17 protein-coding genes are annotated in these 18,448 nt (G+C 72.6%); 12 read left to right on the top strand and 5 right to left on the bottom strand.

The genetic code is table 11. From position 1 onward, the window contains the following. Positions 1-276: 276 nt before the first annotated feature. Positions 277-1,056 carry an HAD-IIA family hydrolase gene (locus Msi02_RS22695; RefSeq protein WP_079319985.1) on the top strand — a complete coding sequence of 260 codons (780 nt, stop codon included), beginning with the start codon at positions 277-279 and terminating at the stop codon, positions 1,054-1,056. 42 nt (positions 1,057-1,098) lie between these two features. Then, complete coding sequence (locus Msi02_RS22690) at positions 1,099-1,734, top strand: hypothetical protein (RefSeq protein ID WP_204050143.1); 636 nt, start codon at positions 1,099-1,101, stop codon at positions 1,732-1,734. Positions 1,735-1,758: 24 nt separating this feature from the next. Here Msi02_RS22690 and Msi02_RS22685 read toward each other — a convergent pair whose 3' ends face one another. Further along, on the bottom strand, positions 1,759-2,928 hold the full coding sequence (locus Msi02_RS22685) for a PucR family transcriptional regulator (RefSeq protein WP_204050142.1): 1,170 nt from the start codon (positions 2,926-2,928) through the stop codon (positions 1,759-1,761). A 122-nt stretch (positions 2,929-3,050) separates the two neighbouring features. Between Msi02_RS22685 and Msi02_RS22680 the strand changes: the two genes are divergently transcribed. The 4 genes from Msi02_RS22680 to Msi02_RS22665 are packed head-to-tail and all read left to right on the top strand — an operon-like array spanning position 3,051 to position 8,251. Further along, positions 3,051-3,617 (top strand): urease subunit gamma, encoded by a 567-nt coding sequence (locus Msi02_RS22680; RefSeq protein ID WP_204050141.1) that lies wholly within the window; start codon positions 3,051-3,053, stop codon positions 3,615-3,617. Further along, positions 3,614-5,281, top strand: coding sequence for an urease subunit alpha (locus Msi02_RS22675; protein ID WP_204050140.1), 1,668 nt, complete (start codon positions 3,614-3,616; stop codon positions 5,279-5,281). Before Msi02_RS22680 ends, Msi02_RS22675 begins: the two co-directional genes overlap by 4 nt. Before the next feature lie 19 nt (positions 5,282-5,300). Further along, the gene (locus Msi02_RS22670; RefSeq protein ID WP_143737825.1) at positions 5,301-6,590 is read left to right on the top strand and encodes an MFS transporter; all 1,290 of its coding nucleotides are present in this window, start codon (positions 5,301-5,303) and stop codon (positions 6,588-6,590) included. Positions 6,591-6,616: 26 nt separating this feature from the next. Beyond that, entirely contained in the window at positions 6,617-8,251 is a 1,635-nt protein-coding gene (locus tag Msi02_RS22665; RefSeq protein WP_204050139.1) for an amidohydrolase, read from the top strand. Positions 8,252-8,264: 13 nt separating this feature from the next. Here the strand turns inward: Msi02_RS22665 and Msi02_RS22660 are convergent, their stop codons facing one another. After that, on the bottom strand, positions 8,265-9,017 hold the full coding sequence (locus Msi02_RS22660) for an SDR family NAD(P)-dependent oxidoreductase (RefSeq protein WP_204050138.1): 753 nt from the start codon (positions 9,015-9,017) through the stop codon (positions 8,265-8,267). A gap of 83 nt (positions 9,018-9,100) precedes the next feature. Between Msi02_RS22660 and Msi02_RS22655 the strand changes: the two genes are divergently transcribed. After that, complete coding sequence (locus Msi02_RS22655) at positions 9,101-9,727, top strand: TetR/AcrR family transcriptional regulator (protein ID WP_204050137.1); 627 nt, start codon at positions 9,101-9,103, stop codon at positions 9,725-9,727. Here Msi02_RS22655 and arfB read toward each other — a convergent pair. Then, positions 9,699-10,121 (bottom strand): alternative ribosome rescue aminoacyl-tRNA hydrolase ArfB, encoded by a 423-nt coding sequence (gene arfB / locus Msi02_RS22650; RefSeq protein ID WP_079319979.1) that lies wholly within the window; start codon positions 10,119-10,121, stop codon positions 9,699-9,701. The genes Msi02_RS22655 and arfB overlap by 29 nt on opposite strands. 159 nt (positions 10,122-10,280) lie before the next feature. Here arfB and Msi02_RS22645 point away from each other — a divergent pair, with 159 nt between their 5' ends. Both Msi02_RS22645 and Msi02_RS22640 read left to right on the top strand, forming a co-directional pair. Then, positions 10,281-11,114 carry a hypothetical protein gene (locus Msi02_RS22645; RefSeq protein WP_204050136.1) on the top strand — a complete coding sequence of 278 codons (834 nt, stop codon included), beginning with the start codon at positions 10,281-10,283 and terminating at the stop codon, positions 11,112-11,114. Positions 11,115-11,144: 30 nt separating this feature from the next. Continuing rightward, the gene (locus tag Msi02_RS22640) at positions 11,145-11,723 is read left to right on the top strand and encodes an HAD-IA family hydrolase (RefSeq protein WP_204050135.1); all 579 of its coding nucleotides are present in this window, start codon (positions 11,145-11,147) and stop codon (positions 11,721-11,723) included. A 42-nt stretch (positions 11,724-11,765) separates the two neighbouring features. Here Msi02_RS22640 and Msi02_RS22635 read toward each other — a convergent pair whose 3' ends face one another. Both Msi02_RS22635 and Msi02_RS22630 read right to left on the bottom strand, forming a co-directional pair. Further along, positions 11,766-12,431 carry an AIM24 family protein gene (locus tag Msi02_RS22635; RefSeq protein WP_204050134.1) on the bottom strand — a complete coding sequence of 222 codons (666 nt, stop codon included), beginning with the start codon at positions 12,429-12,431 and terminating at the stop codon, positions 11,766-11,768. Between the two features lie 107 nt (positions 12,432-12,538). After that, positions 12,539-14,002 (bottom strand): MFS transporter, encoded by a 1,464-nt coding sequence (locus Msi02_RS22630; RefSeq protein WP_239108616.1) that lies wholly within the window; start codon positions 14,000-14,002, stop codon positions 12,539-12,541. Between the two features lie 151 nt (positions 14,003-14,153). Here Msi02_RS22630 and lon point away from each other — a divergent pair, with 151 nt between their 5' ends. From lon to Msi02_RS22615, 3 genes are all read left to right on the top strand, one after another. Then, positions 14,154-16,514: an endopeptidase La gene (gene lon, locus Msi02_RS22625; protein ID WP_204050132.1), complete on the top strand. Its 2,361-nt coding sequence runs from the start codon at positions 14,154-14,156 to the stop codon at positions 16,512-16,514. A 325-nt stretch (positions 16,515-16,839) separates the two neighbouring features. Further along, positions 16,840-17,784 carry a methionine ABC transporter ATP-binding protein gene (locus tag Msi02_RS22620; RefSeq protein ID WP_204050131.1) on the top strand — a complete coding sequence of 315 codons (945 nt, stop codon included), beginning with the start codon at positions 16,840-16,842 and terminating at the stop codon, positions 17,782-17,784. Beyond that, positions 17,781-18,437 carry a methionine ABC transporter permease gene (locus tag Msi02_RS22615; RefSeq protein WP_079319974.1) on the top strand — a complete coding sequence of 219 codons (657 nt, stop codon included), beginning with the start codon at positions 17,781-17,783 and terminating at the stop codon, positions 18,435-18,437. The genes Msi02_RS22620 and Msi02_RS22615 overlap by 4 nt, the downstream gene beginning before the upstream one ends. Positions 18,438-18,448 lie beyond the last annotated feature (11 nt).

The following is an 18,448-nucleotide window of genomic DNA, read 5'->3' as shown; positions in this document are numbered from 1 at the left end:
TGCTCCGCGTGCGGGCACCTGCTTCCTGCGCTCAGCCTGTCCGCCGGGCACTGGACGTGCCCGGGCTGCGGCACCCGGCACGTACCGGGACGTCAACGCCGCCAAGAACATCTTGGCCGCTGGTCGAGCGGTGTCTGCCTGTGGAGCTGGCGTGAGTCCGCAAGGGTCCTCCCTTCGGCGGTCGGCGGTCGGCGGTGAAGCAGGAAGCCCAGCCCGTGAGGGCGGGAATCCCGGTCCATTAGGGCCGGGAGGAAGTCAACTGCCATGCTTGGACACATGAGCGAGCGAAAGCCCATCGAGTCGTGGCTGTCCGACATGGACGGGGTGCTGGTCCACGAGGGGCAGCCGGTGCCGGGTGCCGACGAGTTCATCAGGCGGCTGAAGGAGTCGGGGAAGCGGTTCCTCGTCCTGACGAACAACTCGATCTACACCCCCCGCGACCTGTCCGTACGGTTGCGCGCGGCCGGGCTGGAGGTGCCGCCCGAGGCGATCTGGACCTCCGCGCTGGCCACCGCCAAGTTCCTCGCCGACCAGCGGCCCGAGGGCTCGGCGTACGTGATCGGCGAGGCGGGGCTGACCACGGCCCTGCACGAGGTCGGCTACGTGCTGACCGACCTCGACCCCGACTACGTGGTGCTGGGCGAAACCCGCACCTACAGCTTCACGTCGATCACGCGGGCGATCCGGCTGATCGACAACGGCGCCCGCTTCATCGCGACCAACCCCGACCCGATCGGCCCCTCGACCGAGGGCTCGCTGCCGGCCTGCGGCGCGGTGGCCGCGATGATCACCAAGGCGACCGGCGTGGAGCCGTACTTCGTCGGCAAGCCGAACCCGATGATGATGCGCAGCGCGCTCAACCGGATCGACGCGCACAGCGAGACCACCGCGATGATCGGCGACCGCATGGACACCGACGTCGTCTGCGGCATCGAGGCCGGCCTGCACACGATCCTGGTGCTCACCGGTGTCACGCAGAAGGACCAGATCGACCGGTATCCGTTCCGGCCCACCCAGGTGGTCAACTCCGTGGCCGACCTCATCGACCTGGTCTGAACCTGACGTGGCCTGTCAGGTACGGGTGCCATGCTGACCGGCATGAACCATCGCGTCTACCTGGAAATCGGCCCCAAGAAGGTCTTCGCCTGCTCGATCGACTGGCCCGGCTGGTGCCGCATCGGCAGGACGGAGGAGGCCGCGCTCGACACTCTGGTGGACTACACCTCGCGCTTCCGGGTGATCGCCGAGCGGGCGGGGCTGGAGTTCGCGCCGGGGGACCCGGCGATCGTCGGGCGGGTGAAGGGCGACAGCACGACGGACTTCGGCGCGATCTCCGCCATTCCGGACTTCGACCGGGAGCCGGTGGGCGCGCCGGAGGCCGCCCGTGCCGTCGCCCTCGCCCGGGCGGCCTGGGCGGTGTTCGCCGAGGTGGCCGCGGCGTCCCCCGAGGAACTGCGCAAGGGCCCCAGGGGCGGCGGCAGGGACAGGGACAAGATGGTCGCCCACGTCGTGGAGGCCGAGCGCGCGTACGCCAGGAAGATCGGGGTGCGGCACAAGCCCTTCAAGGACGAGGCCGGCCTGACCGCCATGCGCGAGGACATTGCGCGGGTGCTCGAGCGGCCCGCGGAGGCCTTTCCCGCCGACGGCGCCGGCTGGCCCGTACGGTACGCCGCCCGCCGCATCATCTGGCACGTCGTCGACCACATCTGGGAGATGGAAGACCGCAGGCTCTAGGACAGCGCGTCCAGGACAGCGCGTCTAGGAGAGTGCGTCGGCGGCGCGCAGCGCGAGGGCGACGACGGCGGCGTCCTCGGGGACGCGCACGTCCCGGCCGGTGAGCTCCCGGAAGCGCGCGAAGCGGTGCTGCACGGTGTTGCGGTGGCAGTAGAGGGCCGTGGCCGTGTCGGCGACCGAGCCCGAGCCGGCCAGATGCGTCCGCACGGTCTCCAGCAGCCGCTCGCCCTCCGCCCCGCCCAGGGCGGACAGCGGGCCGAGCACCTGCTGCGCGAGCTCGGCCGCCAGCTCCCTGCTGCCGGCCACGAAGACGTCCAGCCAGGCGTCCTCCAGCCGCCGCGGCCCCGCACCGGCCCGCGACGCCCCCGCGGCCGCCGAGGCCAGCCGTACGGCACGGGGCGCCTGCGACAGGCCGGCGACGACGGGGGAGACGCCGCAGCGCACCCCCGCGAGCGCGGCGAGGACCGGGCGCGGCGGATCGGCGGTCCGGGCCGGCGGCTGCACGATCAGCACGTCGCCGGTCGGCGACTCGTGCCGGTAACAGTGCACCCCGCCGGCGGCCATCCCCGCCGCCGCCGCGCGCAGCGCCGCCCCGTCCGTGGGGTGGGCGACCACGGCGAGGAGCGGCTGCGCCGGGTCGAACCCGAGGACCCGGCCGGCGTCGCGCACCACGTCGGGGTTGCGGCCCTGGTTGTCCATGAGCCGGGTGAACCAGGCCCTGCGCTGGTCCTCCCGCTGCCGCCCCATCTCCAGCACCGCCCGCTGGTAGCCCGTCATCAGCCCGGTCACGTGCTGCTCCACCGCCTCCCAGACCAGGTGGGCCCCGGTGATCAGGCCGGGCAGCGCCTCCGGCGTCGCCCGCGCGTTCATGGCCTGCCAGAGCACCCGGGCGTCGAGCCGCGCGGCGGCCAGCAGCGACTCCAGCGGCACCCCCTGGCCGGCCCTGCGCTCCCCGACGCGCTCGGACAGCCCGGCCATGCCGGGGGCGACCGATCCCGTGGCGATGTGCCGCAGCAGCATGTCCAGCCCGGTCAGCGCCGTGCCCCGCAGCTCGTCCCGGGAGACCGGCGGGTCGGGTGACCCGTACGGATCGATGAGCTCGACCTGGGCCAGCCACTCGTCGACGATGTCGTCGATGTCGTCGAGGCAGCGCAGCGCGAGCTCGGTCACCGGGGCCGGTGGGGGAATGTTCATCTGCACAATCTAGCCGCCGATTTCCGCGACGGAATGCCGTTGGGCAAGCCCCTGGCCTGCGCCTACGGTTGACTCGCCCGCAAGGACGGGCCATAGAGCGGAGACGAAAGCGAGGGCGGACTGTGCACCTGACGCCTCGCGAGCAGGAGCGGCTCACCCTCTTCACGGTCGCGGAACTGGCGCGGCGGCGCCGGGCCCGGGGCCGGCGGCTCAACGCCCCCGAGGCCATCGCCCTGCTCTGCGACGAGATCCTCGAACGCGCCTGGGACGGCGCGTCCCTGGAGGAGGTCGTGGCGGCGGCGCGGTCGCTGCTCACCGCGGACGACGTGATGGAGGGCGTGCCCGACCTGGTGCCGCAGGTGCAGGTCGAGGCGCTGTTCCCCAACGGCACGGCCCTGGTCTGCGTCGACACCCCATTCGGCGTGGGAGACGGGCGCGGCCCCGGCGCGGTGGAGGTCGCCGACGGCGAGCTGTGCCTCAACGCGGGTCGCGACCGGGGGCGGATCACCGTGCGCAACGAGGGCGGGCAGACCGTCTACGTCTCCTCGCACTTCCCGCTCGACCAGGTCAACCCCGCCCTGTCCTTCGACCGGGCGCAGGCGGAGGGCATGCGCCTGGACATCCCGGCGGGCACGGCGCTCGCCTTCCCCCCGGGAGCAGAGCGGATCGTGGAGGTGGTGAGGGCGTGACGACCGTCCCGAGGGAGACCTACGCGAGGATCTACGGCCCGACCACGGGCGACCGCGTACGGCTCGGCGACACCTGCCTGTGGATCGAGGTCGAGCACGACGACACGCCGTACGGCGACGAGCTGCTCGGCGGATGCGGCAAGACGCTGCGGGACGGGCTGCTGGCCTCCCCGCGCGCCGACCGGGAGTCGGCGCTCGACCTGGTCGTCACCAACGTCGTGCTGCTCGACCCGGTGCTCGGGGTGCGCAAGACGGCCATCGGCGTCAAGGACGGCCGGGTCGTCAGCGTCGGCGCTGTGAACACCGGCGACGGGGATTTCGCGATCGACTCCCACACGGCGATCGTCACCGGCGAGGGCCTCATCGCCACACCGGGCGTCATCGACTCGCACGTGCACCTGTCCTCGCCCGAGATCGCGCCGGCGGCGCTCGCCTCCGGAGTGACGACCGTCGTGGGCATGGGCCTCGGCGGCGTCTGGGACGTGGGCTGCAACCCGGCGCACAACCTGCACACGCTGATGAGCGCCTGGCGGGGCACCCCGATGAACGTCGCCTTCCTCGCCCGCGGTTCCTCCAGCTCGCCCAGGCTCCTGGAGGAGGCCGTGCTCGCCGGCGCCGGGGGTTTCAAGATCCATGAGGACTTCGGCGCGACCCCCCGGATCGTGGACACCTGCCTCGGGGTCGCCGAGCAGGCGGACCTGCCGGTCGCGCTGCACACCGACTCGATGAACGAGTCGGGCTACCTGGCCGACACGGTCGCCGCCACCCGGGGCCGCACGGTCCACGCCTACCACGTGGAGGGCGGCGGCGGCCATCCCGACCTGCTCCAGATCCTCTCCGAGCCGAACATCCTGCCGTCGTCCACGACGCCGACCATTCCCTACACCACCAACACGGTCGGCGAGCTGTTCCCGATGACGATGACCGTCCACCGGCAGAACCACCACATCGACAGCGACGTCGAGGTGACCCGCAGCCGGATCAGGGCGCACGCCATCGCGGCCGAGAACGCGCTGCACGACCTCGGCGCCATCAGCATCGTCAACTCCGACTCGATGGGCATGGGACGGGTCGCCGAGACGATCCGCAGGACCTGGCAGCTCGCCCACCTGCAGGCGCTGCGCGTGGGGGCCGCGCAGCCGGACAACGCACGGGTGCTGCGCTACCTGGCCAAGCTCACGCTGAACCCCGCCCTGGCCCACGGAATGGCGCACGAGGTCGGCACCCTCCAGCCGGGGCGGCTGGCCGACATCGTGCTGTGGAACCCGGCGTGGTTCGGCACCAAGCCCGAGCTCGTCATCAAGGCCGGCTTCGTCGCCTGGGGCGTGTCCGGCAGCGGCTCGGGCTCGACCCGGCTGACCCAGCCCAGGGTCTACCGCCCGTACTTCGGCGGGCTCGGCGACGCGCCGGCCCGCCTGTCGCGGATCTTCGTCGCCCACGAGGCGCTGGACTCCGCGGACGCCCGTGAGGCGCTGCCCGCGGGCCTGCGTTACGCGGCCATCCGCCGCGCGCGCGGCCTGACCAGGGCCGACATGTGCCGCAACACGGCGACCCCGCGGGTCGAGGTGTCCCGGGAGCCCGGCCCCGTCCTGGTGGACGGGGCCGAGGTCCACGTGGACCCGGCCACCGAGGTGCCCCTGTCCCGACTGCATCACTTCGCCTAGTCCCCCTGGTGACACGCAATTGAGTACGAGCAAGGCCCGCGGCGCGGGCATCGCCTCCTTCGTCGGCACCTCCATCGAGTGGTACGACTTCTACATCTACGGAACCGCTTCGGCGCTGGTGTTCGGCAAGCTGTTCTTCCCCGAGGCCAGCCCCACGGCGGGCGTCATGGCGTCCTTCGCCACGTTCTGGGTCGGGTTCCTGGCCCGCCCGCTCGGCGGCGTGGTCTTCGGGCACCTCGGCGACCGCATCGGCCGCAAAGGCACGCTCATCACCACGCTGCTCCTCATGGGCGGCGCGACGACCCTGGTGGGCGTGCTGCCCACGTACGCGTCCGTCGGCATGGCCGCGCCCGCGCTGCTGGCCGCGCTCCGCCTGGTGCAGGGCATCGCGGTCGGCGGCGAGTGGGGCGGCGCCGTGCTGATCGCCGCCGAGCACGCCGGGCCCAAGCGCATCTTCTACGCCGCGTTCGCCCAGCAGGGCTCACCCGCGGGGTCGATCCTCGCCACCGGCATGTTCGCGCTGGTCAGCCTGCTGCCCGACGACGCGTTCCGGTCGTACGGCTGGCGCATCCCGTTCCTCGCCTCCGCCGTCCTGCTCGTGATCGGCCTCGTCATCCGGCTGCGGGTCGAGGAGTCGCCGGAGTTCGTGCGGATGCGCGAGCAGCGGGAGGTCGCCAAGCTGCCCGTCGCCGAGGTCCTCCGCACGGCGTGGCCGCTGGTGCTGCTCGGCATCGGGGCGAGTGGCGTCGGCATCGCCTCGGCCTACTTCACCAACACGTTCATCCTGTCGTGGGCCACCACCGACCTCGGTATCGCGAAGGGCACGATGCTGAACGTGCTGCTCGTCGTGTCGGTCGTGCAGTTCGTCACGCAGCCCGTGGGGGCCGTGCTCGGCCAGCGCTGGGGCGCCGCGAAGTTCATGCTGGCGGCGTTCACCGTGCTGATCGTCATGACGCCGGTGACGTTCCTGCTGGTCGGCACCGGTTCCGCGCCGCTGGCCACGCTGGGCCTCGCCCTGAGCATCGTGTTCGGCGGCTCGTCGTACGCGGCGCTGGCGGGCTTCCTCGCCGAGGCGTTCCCGGCCAGGGTGCGCTACACCGGCATCTCGCTGTCCTACCAGCTGTGCGGCGCGCTGATCGGCGGCACCACCCCGCTCATCGCGCAGGCGCTGCTGACCTGGTCGGGATCGATCTGGCTCGTCGTGGCGCAGTACATCGTGATCATCCTGCTGACGATGGCGTGCGTCGCCGGCCTGCGTCACCGCGCCGCGGTCGCGGCGAAGGCCGGGCCCGTCACCACGGCCGTCTGAGGCAACCTCGAAGGGAAGCGAAGCACATGCGTCTGGACGTCCTGTTCGTCAACGGCCGGTTCACCACCCTGGACCCCGACCGGCCCGCCGCGACCCGGCTCGGCGTGTTCGCCGGGCGGATCGCCGGGCTGGACGAGGACCTGGACGGGCTCACCGCCGAGGTCGTCGTCGACCTCGGCGGGGCGCCGGTGGTGCCGGGGTTCAACGACGCCCACCATCACCTGAGCATGCGGGGCCAGCGGCTGCGCGAGCTGGACCTGCGCGACGGCCAGGTGCGGACGCTCGACGAGCTGTACGCGAAGGTCGCCGAGCGCGCCGCGGGCCTGCCGCCGGACGCGTGGGTCAAGGGAGCGGGCTACGACCAGAACAAGCTGGGCGGGCTGCACCCGAGCCGTGAGGCGCTCGACCGGGCGGCCGGCGGCCGGCCCGTCTGGCTCCAGCACGTCTCCGGCCACATGGGCGTCGCGAACACGGCGGCGTTCGCCCGCATGGGCTTCGAACGCGTCGAGGACGTGCCGGACGTCGCCGGCGGCACGGTCGGGCGGGACGCCGACGGCCGGCCCGACGGGCTGCTCGCGGAGCAGGCCCAGGGCCTGGCGGACGCCGTGCTGCGCCCCGTGCCGTTCGAGGACTTCGTCGAGGGAATCGCGCTGGCCGGCCGGGTGGCGGCGAGCGAGGGCCTGACCAGCTTCACCGAGCCGGGCGTGGGGCGCGGGCTGGCCGGCAACGGCGCCTGGGACCTCGCGGCCTTCCAGGAGGCGGTGCGGCGGGGCGTCCTGCCGCAGCGGGCCACGCTGATGCCCGGCTCGCCCAACCTGCACGACATCGGCGACGGCTGGTTCGGGCTCGACCTCGGGTTCCGCACCGGCATCGGCGACGACCGGCTGCGGATCGGGCCGGTGAAGCTGTTCTCCGACGGCTCGCTCATCGGCCGCACCGCCGCTATGTGCTGCGACTACGAGGGAGAGCCGGGCAACCGGGGACTGCTGCAGGAGGACGCCGAGGCGCTGCGCGCCTTCATCCTGCGGGCGCACGCCGCGGGCTGGCAGATCGCCACCCACGCCATCGGCGACCACGCGATCGACGTGGTCCTCGACGCCTATGAGGAGGCGCAGGCGCGCGATCCCCGGCCCGACGCCCGCCACCGCATCGAGCACTGCGCGGTGACCAGCGACGCCCAGGTGGCGAGGATCGCCAGGCTCGGCGTCATCCCGGTGCCCCAGGGCCGGTTCGTCTCCGAGCTGGGCGACGGAATGCTCGCCGCCCTCGGCGCCGAGCGCTCCCTCGGCTGCTACCGGCAGAGGTCGTTCCTGGAGGCCGGCATCGTGATCCCGGGCAGCTCCGACTGCCCCGTGGCCGACGGCGCCCCGTTGCTCGGCATCCATGACCTGGTCAACCGCCGTACGGCGAGCGGCGTGCCGTTCACCCCCGCCGAGTCCCTCACCGTGGAGCAGGCGCTGCGCGCGTACACGATCGGCTCGGCGTACGCCGTGGGGGAGGAGCGGCACAAGGGCACGCTGTCACGCGGCAAGCTGGCCGACTTCGTAGTCCTGGGCGACGACCTGTTCACGGTGGCCCCCGAGCGGATCAAGGACGTCGCCGTGCTCGCCACGGTCGTCGGCGGCGCCTTCGTCTTCGACGGCGCCGGCCTGTCCGCCTAGGGACAGGGACCGCTCAGATAGCGGCGCGTCCGCCGTCGACGCTCAGCGTCGCGCCGTGGATGTTCGACGCGTCGTCGCCGGCGAGGAACACGACCGCCCGGGCGACCTCGTCCGGCGTGCTCGCCCGCCGGGACGGCAGCCGGGAGATCATCGGTGCCAGGTACTCCTCCATCGCGGCGACCTTCTCGGTGAACGTCGGACCCGGCGCCACGGTGTTGACCCGCACGCCGTGGGGTCCGTACTCGTCGGCCCACGACTTGGTCAGCGAGTGGATCGCCGCTTTCGTCATGCTGTAGAGGGCCGACCCGCCCGTGCCGAACAGGCCGTTGATCGAGCCCATGTTGACGATCGCGCCGCGGCCGCGGGCGGCCATGGCCGGGGCGACGAGGCCGGTGAGCAGGAAGGCGGCCCTGACGTTGACCGCCAGCGCCCCGTCGAGGAGGTCCTCGGCCACCTCGGCGGTCGGGCTCGGCGTGATCAGCATGGCGGCGTTGTTGACCAGGATGTCGAGCGGTCCGCCGGCCAGGTCGTGGGCGGCCGCGGCCAGGTCGCGTACGGCCTGGGCGTGCGCGAGGTCGGCGCGGACGAAGGCGGCCCGTCCTCCGGCCTCGGCGATGGCGGCGACCACCTTCTCTCCCCGGGCCGGGTCGCGGCCGTGGACCACGACCATGGCTCCCTCCGCGGCGAGCGCGCGGGCGACGGCGGCTCCGATGCCGTCGGTGGCGCCGGTGACGAGGGCGGTGCGGTTCCGCAGGCGTTCCATCATGTGAATCTCCTTGTGAGACGCGGTGCGGCGTTCATGCTGCCTGCGGCAAAATGGACCGGCAAGTCCAAAAGAAGGAGGGTGCGGTGGGGGCGCTGACCACGAAGGGGGCCGCCACGCGGCAGCGGATCGTAGAGGGCGCGGCCGAGACGATCCGCGAGCGCGGGGTGATGGACACCACTCTCGACGACGTGCGCGCCCGGACACGCACCAGCAAGAGCCAGCTGTTCCACTACTTCCCGGGCGGCAAGGAGGAGCTGCTGCTGGCCGTGGCCCGCTTCGAGGCCGACCGGGTGCTCGCCGACCAGCAACCCTACCTCGGCGAGCTCACCTCGTGGGCGGCCTGGTGGGCCTGGCGTGACCGCGTTGTGGAGCGCTACCGCGAGCAGGGGCGGCAGTGCCCGCTCAACGTGGTGATGTCGCAGGTCGGCCACAGCACCCCGGGCGCCCAGGCGGTGGTGAACGAGCTGACGCTCCGGTGGGAGGCGGAGATCGCCACCGGTGTGCGGCACATGCAGGCCGCGGGCGAGATCGACCCGGGAATCGATCCCGGGCGGGCGGCGGCCGCGCTGCTCGCGGGGATCCAGGGCGGCGTGCTGCTCCACCTGTCCACCGGCCGGCTCACCCATCTGGAGGCGGCGCTCGACATGGGCATCGGGCACCTGCGGGACAGCGCGGCGCGGCTCAGTCGTCCGTACGGCGCAGGCGCTTGAGGTCGGAGCGGTGTTTCTTGGCCGCCAGGCGGCGCTCGACCGCGCCCTTGGACGGCTTGGTGGGACGGCGCCGCCTGGGCGGCGGCGCGATCGCGTCGCGGAGGAGGGCCGCGAGCCGCTCCCGGGCCGCCTCCCGGTTGCGCAGCTGCGAGCGGTATTCCGAGGCCGCCAGCGTGATCACGCCGTCGACCAGGCGGGCGGCGAGCCGTTCGAGCGCGCGGGCCTTGAGCGCCGGGCCGAGGGCGGTCGTACGCGCGAGGTCGAAGCTCAGCTCCACCCGGCTGTCGGTGGTGTTGACGCCCTGGCCGCCCGGGCCGGACGAGCGGGAGAAGCGCCAGGCGAGCTCCGCCTCGGGCACGACGACCGAGCCGCGCACGTGCAACGGGCCTGACATCGCTTCTCTCCCTTGGCATATGGACGGGACGACCAACCTATCCGGTGAATATCACCGCCGCTCTTCATTTATCACCGTAAACACCGCTTGCGGTTGTCGCGGTCCAACCCGTCGGGCACAGTGACCCCCGTATTCCAGGCGACAGGGATGGGCGGGAGCATGACCTCGATCGTGGGCGTCCACGGCATCGGCAAGTACCACTACTACGAGGAGGCCGGCGGGTCGGCGGGCGGCGCCGCCGAGACCATGCGGGCCAAGTGGAACGCCTACCTGCACCAGGGGCTCACCGGCCGGACGGACGGCGCGGGCGACTACTTCGCCGAGATCGCCTACTACGCCCACCACCTGCACACCGGGCCGCAGAAGCCGCCGCGGCAGATGGAGACGCCGGCCAAGCTGGTCCTCGCCGACTGGGCGGTCCAGCTCGGCGGTCCGTTCCGCGACGTTGCGGGGGAGTCGCTCACCGGCCTCGCGCACCGCTTGGCCGAGTGGCTGCTGACGAGGATGGGCCCGCAGGCGGTGCGGTTCGCCCAGGACTTCTGCCCGGAGGTGGCCGCCTACCTGGGCGGCGGCGACCCGCGCGTGCGGGCCCGTGAGGCGGTGGCCGACGTCGTCCGCAGGCGCCGTCCCCGGGTGGTGGTCGCCCACTCCCTTGGCAGCGTCGTGACGTACGAGGCCCTGTGGGCGCATCCCGATCTCTCGGTCGAACTGCTCGTGACGCTGGGCAGCCCGCTCGGCATGCGCGACGTCGTCTTCGAGCGGCTCGCGCCGGTCCCGGTGCGGGGCCGCGGGGCGCGCCCGCCGGGAGTGCGCCGCTGGATCAACATCGCCGACAAGGACGACATCGCAGCGATCCCGGCCGTGCTGGCCTCGTGCTTCGACGGCGTCGATCGGGACGTCTCGTGCGACATCGACTGGCTGGACTTCCACACCGTGCGCAACTACCTGCGCTGCGGGAGCGCCAACGAGTACCTCAAGCCCTACGTGACCTGAGTTCCGAACACGGGTTATGATCGTACGACCATGAAGACTGTGCTTTTCGACTACGGCAACGTCGTGTCGCTTCCCCAGGCCCCCGAGGACGTCGCGCGCATGGCGGGAGGTGATCCGGGGTTCGAGGACCGCTACTGGGAGCTGCGGCTCGACTTCGACCGGGCCACGCTCGACCCGGCCGCGTACTGGTCCCACGTGTACGGCAGGCCGATGGACGGCGCCGAGCTGGACGCGGTCGTCGCCCTCGACGCGGCGAGCTGGTCGCGGCCCAACGAGGAGACCGTGGCGATCATCGACGAGCTGGCCGGGATCGGGGTGCCCATGGCGCTGCTGTCCAACATGCCGGTCTGCATCGCCGAGAGCATCGACGCGCTGCCGTTCATGCGGCCCATCGGCCCGCGGTTCTACAGCGGCCGGATGGGCCTGGTGAAGCCGGAGCCGGAGATCTTCCACGAGACCGTGGCCTGGCTCGGGGTGGCCCCCGGCGACCTCGTCTTCGTGGACGACCGGCTGGAGAATGTCGCGGCGGCCGAGCGGGCGGGGCTCGCCGCCGTCCACTTCCGCGACGCCGCCGCCCTGCGGGAGGACCTCAAGAGACTGCTGGGCTGAGCTGCGACCCCGGGAGCACGGGTTGCGGCAGAGCCCGGGCTTCTAATGGGCCTGCACCACCGGCGGGCCCTCGCTCGCCTGGACGGGGACGAACCCCTGGCCCCGGAAGGCGAGCTGCATGGCCTCGCCGCTGCCACGGCCGATCAGCGCGCCGGCCTTCATCGTCCGGTTGACGCCCACTTGCAGGTGGGCGCTCCAGCAGACCGCGGACTGGCCGTCGGCGAACGTCGGCATCTGGGAGGTGTCGAGGAGCACCGGCGTGCCGTGCGCGGTCACCGCGACCCAGCCGGTGCCGTTGATCGTCATGTTGAACAGGCCGCCCGCGGCGATCCCCGCGCCCTGCACCCGCTGGATGTCCCAGGTGAGCTGGGGATCGAAGGCCAGCAGGTTGCGGCCGTTGACGGTGAGGCCCTCGTTCTCCAGGTAGAACAGGTGGATGTCGTGGGCGTCGTCGGCCAGGAACAGCAGGCCCTGCCCTCTGACGCGCATCAGCGGCGCGCCCTCGCCGGTCACCATCTTCTTGAGCAGCCTGCCGACTCCACCGGAGCCTTCGTAGTCGAAGTCCATCTGGCCCTGGAAGGCGACCATCGAGCCCTGCCTGGCGATCACCTCGTGCGGTAGGTGGACGCGGAGCATCTTGGAGTTCTGCAGGACGAAGTTGCCGGGGACCTGCTGACCGTTCAGGTTCCCGAAGAGCGCGCTGCGCATGGAGAGTCCTTCGATGAGTGTGATCGTGCACGGGTAGTGACGATCGGGGGCGGGGTTCCGGTTCCACGCGCGGCCGCGTGATCGGGTAGCAGGAACCGCGACGACGGTCAGGTGCCCGAACTCGCCGGAGGGCGGGGGTCGAGGGACGGCGCGTCGACTGGGCAGCCGGGGGCGGGCGGTTCGGACGCGGTCGCGAGGACGTTCGACCTGATCGTGGCGAACGTGATGACCGCCGCGACGGCCATCATGGCCGCGCTGACCAGCATCGACGTGTGGAACCCCCGGGTGAAGGCGGCCGGGGAGTCGTAGGCGTCCCCCGTCAGCCCCACCAGTGGCGGGACGGCCGCGACGGCCAGGAGGCCGCCCGTCCGGGCCAGGGCGTTGTTGACCCCGCTCGCCACGCCCGCGTACCGCTCCTCGGCCGTGGCGAGCACGGTCGCGGTGAGCGGGGCGACGGCGGCGGACAGGCCGAGCCCGAACACGACCGCCGCGGGCAGCACGCCGGTGAGATAGGACGAGCCCGGGGCGATGCGGCTCATCAGCAGCAGCCCGGCCGCGCACAGGAGGATGCCTCCCGTCATGGGCAGGCGCGGGCCCGTCTTCCTCGCCAGCTCGCCGGCCCGGGGCGACAGCAGCAGCATGAGGACCGTGACCGGGAGCATCGCCGACCCGGCGGCGACGGGAGAGAACCCGGCCGACACCTGGAGCTGGACGACCAGCAGGAAGAACACCAGGCCCATCGCGGCGTACATGACCAGTGTGACGACGTTGACCGCGGTGAACTCCTTCGAGGCGAAGACCCCCACGGGGACGAGGGACCGGGGCGAGCGCCGGATCTCCACCACCACGAAGCAGGCGGCCAGGACGAGCCCGGCGGCCAGCGGCACCAGGCCGTCGCCCGCCAGGATCAGGCCGTACGTCAGCCCGGCCAGCGCGGGGGCGGCGAGGACGGTCCCGAGCACGTCGAAGCGGCCGTGCGGCCCGGCGTCCCGGGTCTCGGGCACGTGCCGGGCGGCGACGCCGACCACGACGGCCGCGAGCGGCAGGTTGAGCAGGAACACCCACCGCCACCCGGCCGCCTCCACGAGCCATCCGCCGAGCAGCGGCCCGAGGGCGGCGGCCACGCCGCCCAGCCCCGACCAGGCGCCGACGGCGCGGGGCCGGTCGTCGCGCACGTAGCTCGCCTGGATGATCGCCAGGGACCCGGGGATCAGCAGGGCCCCGCCGATGCCCTGGAGTGCACGGGCGAGCACGAGCACGGGCGCGTTCGGCGCGAGTCCGCAGAGGGCGGAGGCCAGGGCGAACCAGGCCACCCCGGCGACGAAGACCTTCCGCCTGCCGAGCCGGTCGCCCAGCGACCCGCCCAGCAGGATCAGCGCCGCCATGGTGAGCGTGTACGCGTTCACGGTCCACTGGAGGCCGGACATTCCGGCGTGGAGGTCGCGCCCGAGGGCGGGGAGGGCCACGTTGACCACGGTGCCGTCGAGCGTCGCCATGCCCGACCCGAGGACCGTGGTCAGCAGCACCCACCGGCCCGGTGCCGAGCGAAGCCGGATATGTCCGGATGTCATGGACGTCATCATGCGCCACTCAGGGGAATGGGCGCGCCACAGCAGTGGGGATTACACGATTACGATCGCTCACAGCGAACTGACGCAGAACAGGGAACAGGATCGGGCTCCTGTTAGTTGAGCCGACATAACTCAACCTAGTGGAGTGCTGATGTCCCAGATCCTTCCCGTCCTTCCGCTCGACGACGAGGTCGTCCTGCCCGGCATGGTCGTGCCCCTCGATCTGTCGGCCTCCGAGGTCCGCGCGGCCATCGACGCCGCCCGAGCCAATGGCCAGAGCACGGTCCTGCTGGTGCCCCGCATAGACGGCCGCTACGGCCCGGTGGGGGTGAGCGCCGTCGTGGAACAGGTCGGCCGGCTGCCGGGCGGGGAGCCCGCGGCCGTGGTGCGCGGCGTCGACCGCATGCGCGTCGGCACCGGCACCACCGGCCCCGGCGCGGCGCTGTGGGTCGAGGCGACCGTGCTGGAGCCGGTCGCCTCCGGGCCGAGGGCCGAGGAGCTCGCCAAGGAGTACAAGGCCCTCACCACCACGATCCTGCAGAAGCGGGGCGCGTGGCAGGTGGTCGACGCGGTCAACCAGATCAAGGACCCCGCCGTCCTCGCCGACAGCGCGGGATACGCCCCCTGGCTGCAGACGCCGCAGAAGCTGCTGCTCCTGGAGACCGCCGACCCGGCCGAGCGCCTGGACAAGCTGGTCGGCTGGGCCCGCGACCACCTCGCCGAGCTGGACGTCGCGGAGACCATCCGCAAGGACGTCCAGGAGGGCATGGAGAAGCAGCAGCGCGAGTTCCTGCTCCGCCAGCAGCTCGCGGCCGTGCGCAAGGAGCTCGCCGAGCTCAACGGCGACCCCTCCGACGAGGAGGAGGACTACCGCGCCCGCATCGAGGCCGCCGAACTGCCGGAGAAGGTCAGGGAGGCCGCGCTCAAGGAGGTCGGCAAGCTGGAGCGGGCCTCCGACCAGTCGCCCGAGAGCGGCTGGATCCGCACGTGGCTCGACACCGTGCTCGACATGCCGTGGAACGTCCACACGACCGACGAGTACGACATCGCCGGGGCCCGCGCGGTGCTCGACGCCGACCACACGGGCCTGGACGACGTGAAGGACCGCATCGTGGAATACCTCGCGGTGCGCAAGCGCAGGGCCGACAAGGGCCTCGGCGTGGTCGGCGGCCGGCGCAGCGGCGCCGTCCTCGCGCTGGCCGGCCCTCCCGGAGTCGGCAAGACCTCGCTCGGCGAGTCGGTCGCCCGCGCCATGGGCCGCAAGTTCGTCCGCGTCGCCCTCGGCGGCGTCCGCGACGAGGCGGAGATCCGCGGTCACCGGCGCACGTACGTGGGGGCGCTGCCCGGCCGCATCGTCCGGGCGATCCGCGAGGCGGGCTCGATGAACCCGGTCGTGCTGCTCGACGAGATCGACAAGGTCGGCGCCGACTACCGGGGCGACCCGACGGCGGCGCTGCTCGAGGTGCTCGACCCGGCGCAGAACCACACGTTCCGCGACCACTACCTGGAGGTCGAGCTCGACCTGAGCGACGTGCTGTTCCTCGCCACGGCCAACGTGCTGGAGCAGGTGCCTGGGCCGCTGCTCGACCGCATGGAGATCGTCACGCTCGACGGCTACACCGAGGACGAGAAGGTCGCCATCGCCCGCGACCACCTGCTCCCGCGCAACCTGGAGAAGGCCGGCCTCACCGCCGACGACGTGACGGTGGAGGAGGCGGCGCTGCGCCGCCTGGCGGGCGAGTACACCCGCGAGGCGGGCGTCCGCTCTCTCGAGCGCTCGATCGCCCGGATCCTGCGCAAGGCGACGGCGAAGGTCGCCCTCGGCGAGGCCGAGCTCCCGGTGACGGTCACGGCCGGCGACCTGGTCTCCTACCTGGGCCGGCCGCGCCACGTGCCCGAGTCGTCCCTGCCGGAGGCGCGGCAGCGTACGGCGGTGCCGGGCGTGGCGACCGGCCTCGCGGTGACCGGCGCGGGCGGCGACGTCCTCTACGTCGAGGCGTCGCTGGCCGACCCGGAGACCGGGGCGACCGGTGTGACCCTGACCGGCCAGCTCGGCGACGTGATGAAGGAGTCGGCGCAGATCGCGCTGTCCTTCCTGCGGTCGCGGGGCGCCGAGCTGGAGCTGCCGGTCGGGTCGCTCAAGGACAGGTCGGTGCACATCCACGTGCCCGCGGGCGCGGTGCCGAAGGACGGCCCTTCGGCCGGTGTCACGATGACCACCGCCCTGGCCTCGCTGCTGTCGGGCCGGCCGGTCCGCGCCGACGTGGCGATGACCGGCGAGGTGTCCCTCACCGGGCGGGTGCTGCCGATCGGCGGGGTCAAGCAGAAGCTGCTGGCGGCCCACCGGGCGGGGATCACCACGGTGCTCATCCCGGCGCGCAACGAGCCCGACCTGGACGACGTCCCGGCCGAGGTGCTGGCCGACCTCACCGTCTACGCGGTGAGCGACGTCCGCGAGGTCCTCGACCTGGCCCTCACCCCGGCGACGGTCGCTCAGCAGGCGGCCGCCTGACCCACTCCACACGGCCCGCGTCTCCGCTCCGGAGGCGCGGGCCTTTCCCTGTGACGAAGCACACATTCCCGGTATGGAATAAGGATTAGCTCACTCCTGTTTCAGCCGGTCGTGAGCGTATCGAACCTGGTGAACCCGCCCGAGCGAGGGTGTCCCACGGCCTGAAGCCTGCGACCCCACCCCTCCAACGAAGGCACTCACCGATGACGCTCTCCCCGCTGCCCGATCTGATCCTGCGCCGGATCACGCATCTGCCCTTCCCACCCGGCACGCGCTAGCCGCGCATGCGTGAGCAATCGGCCGCCAACTTCTTCGGGGACAGCAAGTGATCACGGTTACGGGCCTGCGCAAGGCCTACGGCGACGTCGTCGCGCTCGACGGCGTCGACCTCCACGTCGGCAAGGGCGAGGTCTTCGGCGTGCTCGGGCGCAGCGGCGCAGGCAAGAGCACCCTGCTGCGCTGCGTCAACCTGCTCGAGCGTCCCGACGAGGGCGTGGTGACCGTCGACGGGCGCGAGCTGACCGCCCTCGGCGCGGCCGACCTGCGCCGCGCCCGCCAGCGCATCGGCATGATCCACCAGCACTTCGCGCTGCTGTCGTCGCGCACGGTGGCGGGCAACGTGGCCTTCCCCCTGGAGGTCATGGGCGTCGGCAGGGCCGCCCGGGCCCGGCGCGTCGCGGAGATGCTCGACCTCGTGGGGTTGGCCGACCGGGCCGGGGCCTACCCCGCGCAGCTGTCCGGCGGCCAGAAGCAGCGGGTCGGCATCGCGCGGGCGCTCGCCGCCGAGCCGTCGGTGCTGCTGTCGGACGAGGCCACGTCCGCGCTCGACCCCGCCACGACCCAGTCGATCCTGGCCCTGCTGCGGCGGCTCAACCGGGAGCTGGGGCTGACCATCCTGCTCATCACCCACGAGATGGACGTCATCAAGGCCGTCTGCGACTCGGCGGCGATCATGAGCGACGGGCGGATCGCCGAGGCGGGCCCCATCCCGGACCTGCTCGCCACCCCCGGGTCGCGCCTGGCGGCCGAGCTGTTCCCGCTGCCGCCCGCCGAGCCCGGCACCGTGACGGTCGCCCTGGCCGCCGACCAGACCCTGCTGTCGCGGCTCGCGCGTACGTACGACGTGGACGTCGCCGTCGCCGCGGGTGCGGTCGAACAGGTCGCGGGGGTCCCGGCGGGCCGGCTGCGGCTGCGGATCACCGGAGCCGGTACGGCTGCCGCCCTCGCCGACCTGCGCGAGCGCGGCCTGCTGGTGGAGGAGGACGCATGACCTGGTCGGAGATGAGCCCTCTGCTGTGGGAGGCCACCGGGCAGACCGCCGTGATGGTGGGCTGGTCCACGTTGTTCACCGTGCTGTTCGGGCTGCCGCTCGGCGTCTGCCTGGCCGGGACGGACCGGGGCGGGCTGTTCCCGGCCCCCGCCGTGCGGCGCGTGCTCGGCCTCGTCGTCAACGTCGGCCGGTCGCTGCCCTTCATCGTCCTCATGATCGCGGTCATCCCGGTGACCCGCGTGCTCACCGGCACCACGATCGGGACCGCCGCCGCGGTGGTCCCGCTGACGATCGGCGCGGTGCCGTTCTTCGCCCGGCTGGTGGAGACGGCGCTGCGCGAGGTGGGCCGCGACGTCGTGCAGGCGGCCGAGGCGATGGGGGCGGGCCGGGTGACGATCGTGGCGCGCGTCCTGCTCCCCGAGGCGCTGCCCGGCCTGGTCGCCGGGCTGACCGTCACCGTGGTCACGCTCATCTCCTACTCGGCCATGGCCGGGGTGATCGGCGGCGGCGGTCTCGGCGACCTCGCCGTCCGCTACGGATACCAGCGGTTCGAGACCACGCTCATGGTCGTCACCGTGGTCGTGCTGGTCGTCGTGGTGCAGCTCGCGCAGACCCTGGGCGACGCCGTCGCCCGCCGTCTTTCCCACCGTTAACCCATCTAAGG

The sequence above is a fragment of the Microbispora siamensis genome (genome assembly GCF_016863095.1).
In the GTDB taxonomy this organism is placed as follows: domain Bacteria; phylum Actinomycetota; class Actinomycetes; order Streptosporangiales; family Streptosporangiaceae; genus Microbispora; species Microbispora siamensis.
The sequence above is the reverse complement of the archived record's forward strand: the minus strand, read 5'-3'. Positions and strand labels throughout refer to the sequence as shown.

Coding starts and splice junctions, on each gene's coding strand:
- Msi02_RS22695 (WP_079319985.1), top strand. CDS start 277: ATGAGCGAGCGAAAGCCCATCGAGTCGTGGCTGTCCGACATGGACGGG.
- Msi02_RS22690 (WP_204050143.1), top strand. CDS start 1,099: ATGAACCATCGCGTCTACCTGGAAATCGGCCCCAAGAAGGTCTTCGCC.
- Msi02_RS22685 (WP_204050142.1), bottom strand. CDS start 2,928: ATGAACATTCCCCCACCGGCCCCGGTGACCGAGCTCGCGCTGCGCTGC.
- Msi02_RS22665 (WP_204050139.1), top strand. CDS start 6,617: ATGCGTCTGGACGTCCTGTTCGTCAACGGCCGGTTCACCACCCTGGAC.
- Msi02_RS22660 (WP_204050138.1), bottom strand. CDS start 9,017: ATGATGGAACGCCTGCGGAACCGCACCGCCCTCGTCACCGGCGCCACC.
- arfB (WP_079319979.1), bottom strand. CDS start 10,121: ATGTCAGGCCCGTTGCACGTGCGCGGCTCGGTCGTCGTGCCCGAGGCG.
- Msi02_RS22645 (WP_204050136.1), top strand. CDS start 10,281: ATGACCTCGATCGTGGGCGTCCACGGCATCGGCAAGTACCACTACTAC.
- Msi02_RS22640 (WP_204050135.1), top strand. CDS start 11,145: ATGAAGACTGTGCTTTTCGACTACGGCAACGTCGTGTCGCTTCCCCAG.
- Msi02_RS22635 (WP_204050134.1), bottom strand. CDS start 12,431: ATGCGCAGCGCGCTCTTCGGGAACCTGAACGGTCAGCAGGTCCCCGGC.
- Msi02_RS22630 (WP_239108616.1), bottom strand. CDS start 14,002: ATGACATCCGGACATATCCGGCTTCGCTCGGCACCGGGCCGGTGGGTG.
- lon (WP_204050132.1), top strand. CDS start 14,154: ATGTCCCAGATCCTTCCCGTCCTTCCGCTCGACGACGAGGTCGTCCTG.
- Msi02_RS22615 (WP_079319974.1), top strand. CDS start 17,781: ATGACCTGGTCGGAGATGAGCCCTCTGCTGTGGGAGGCCACCGGGCAG.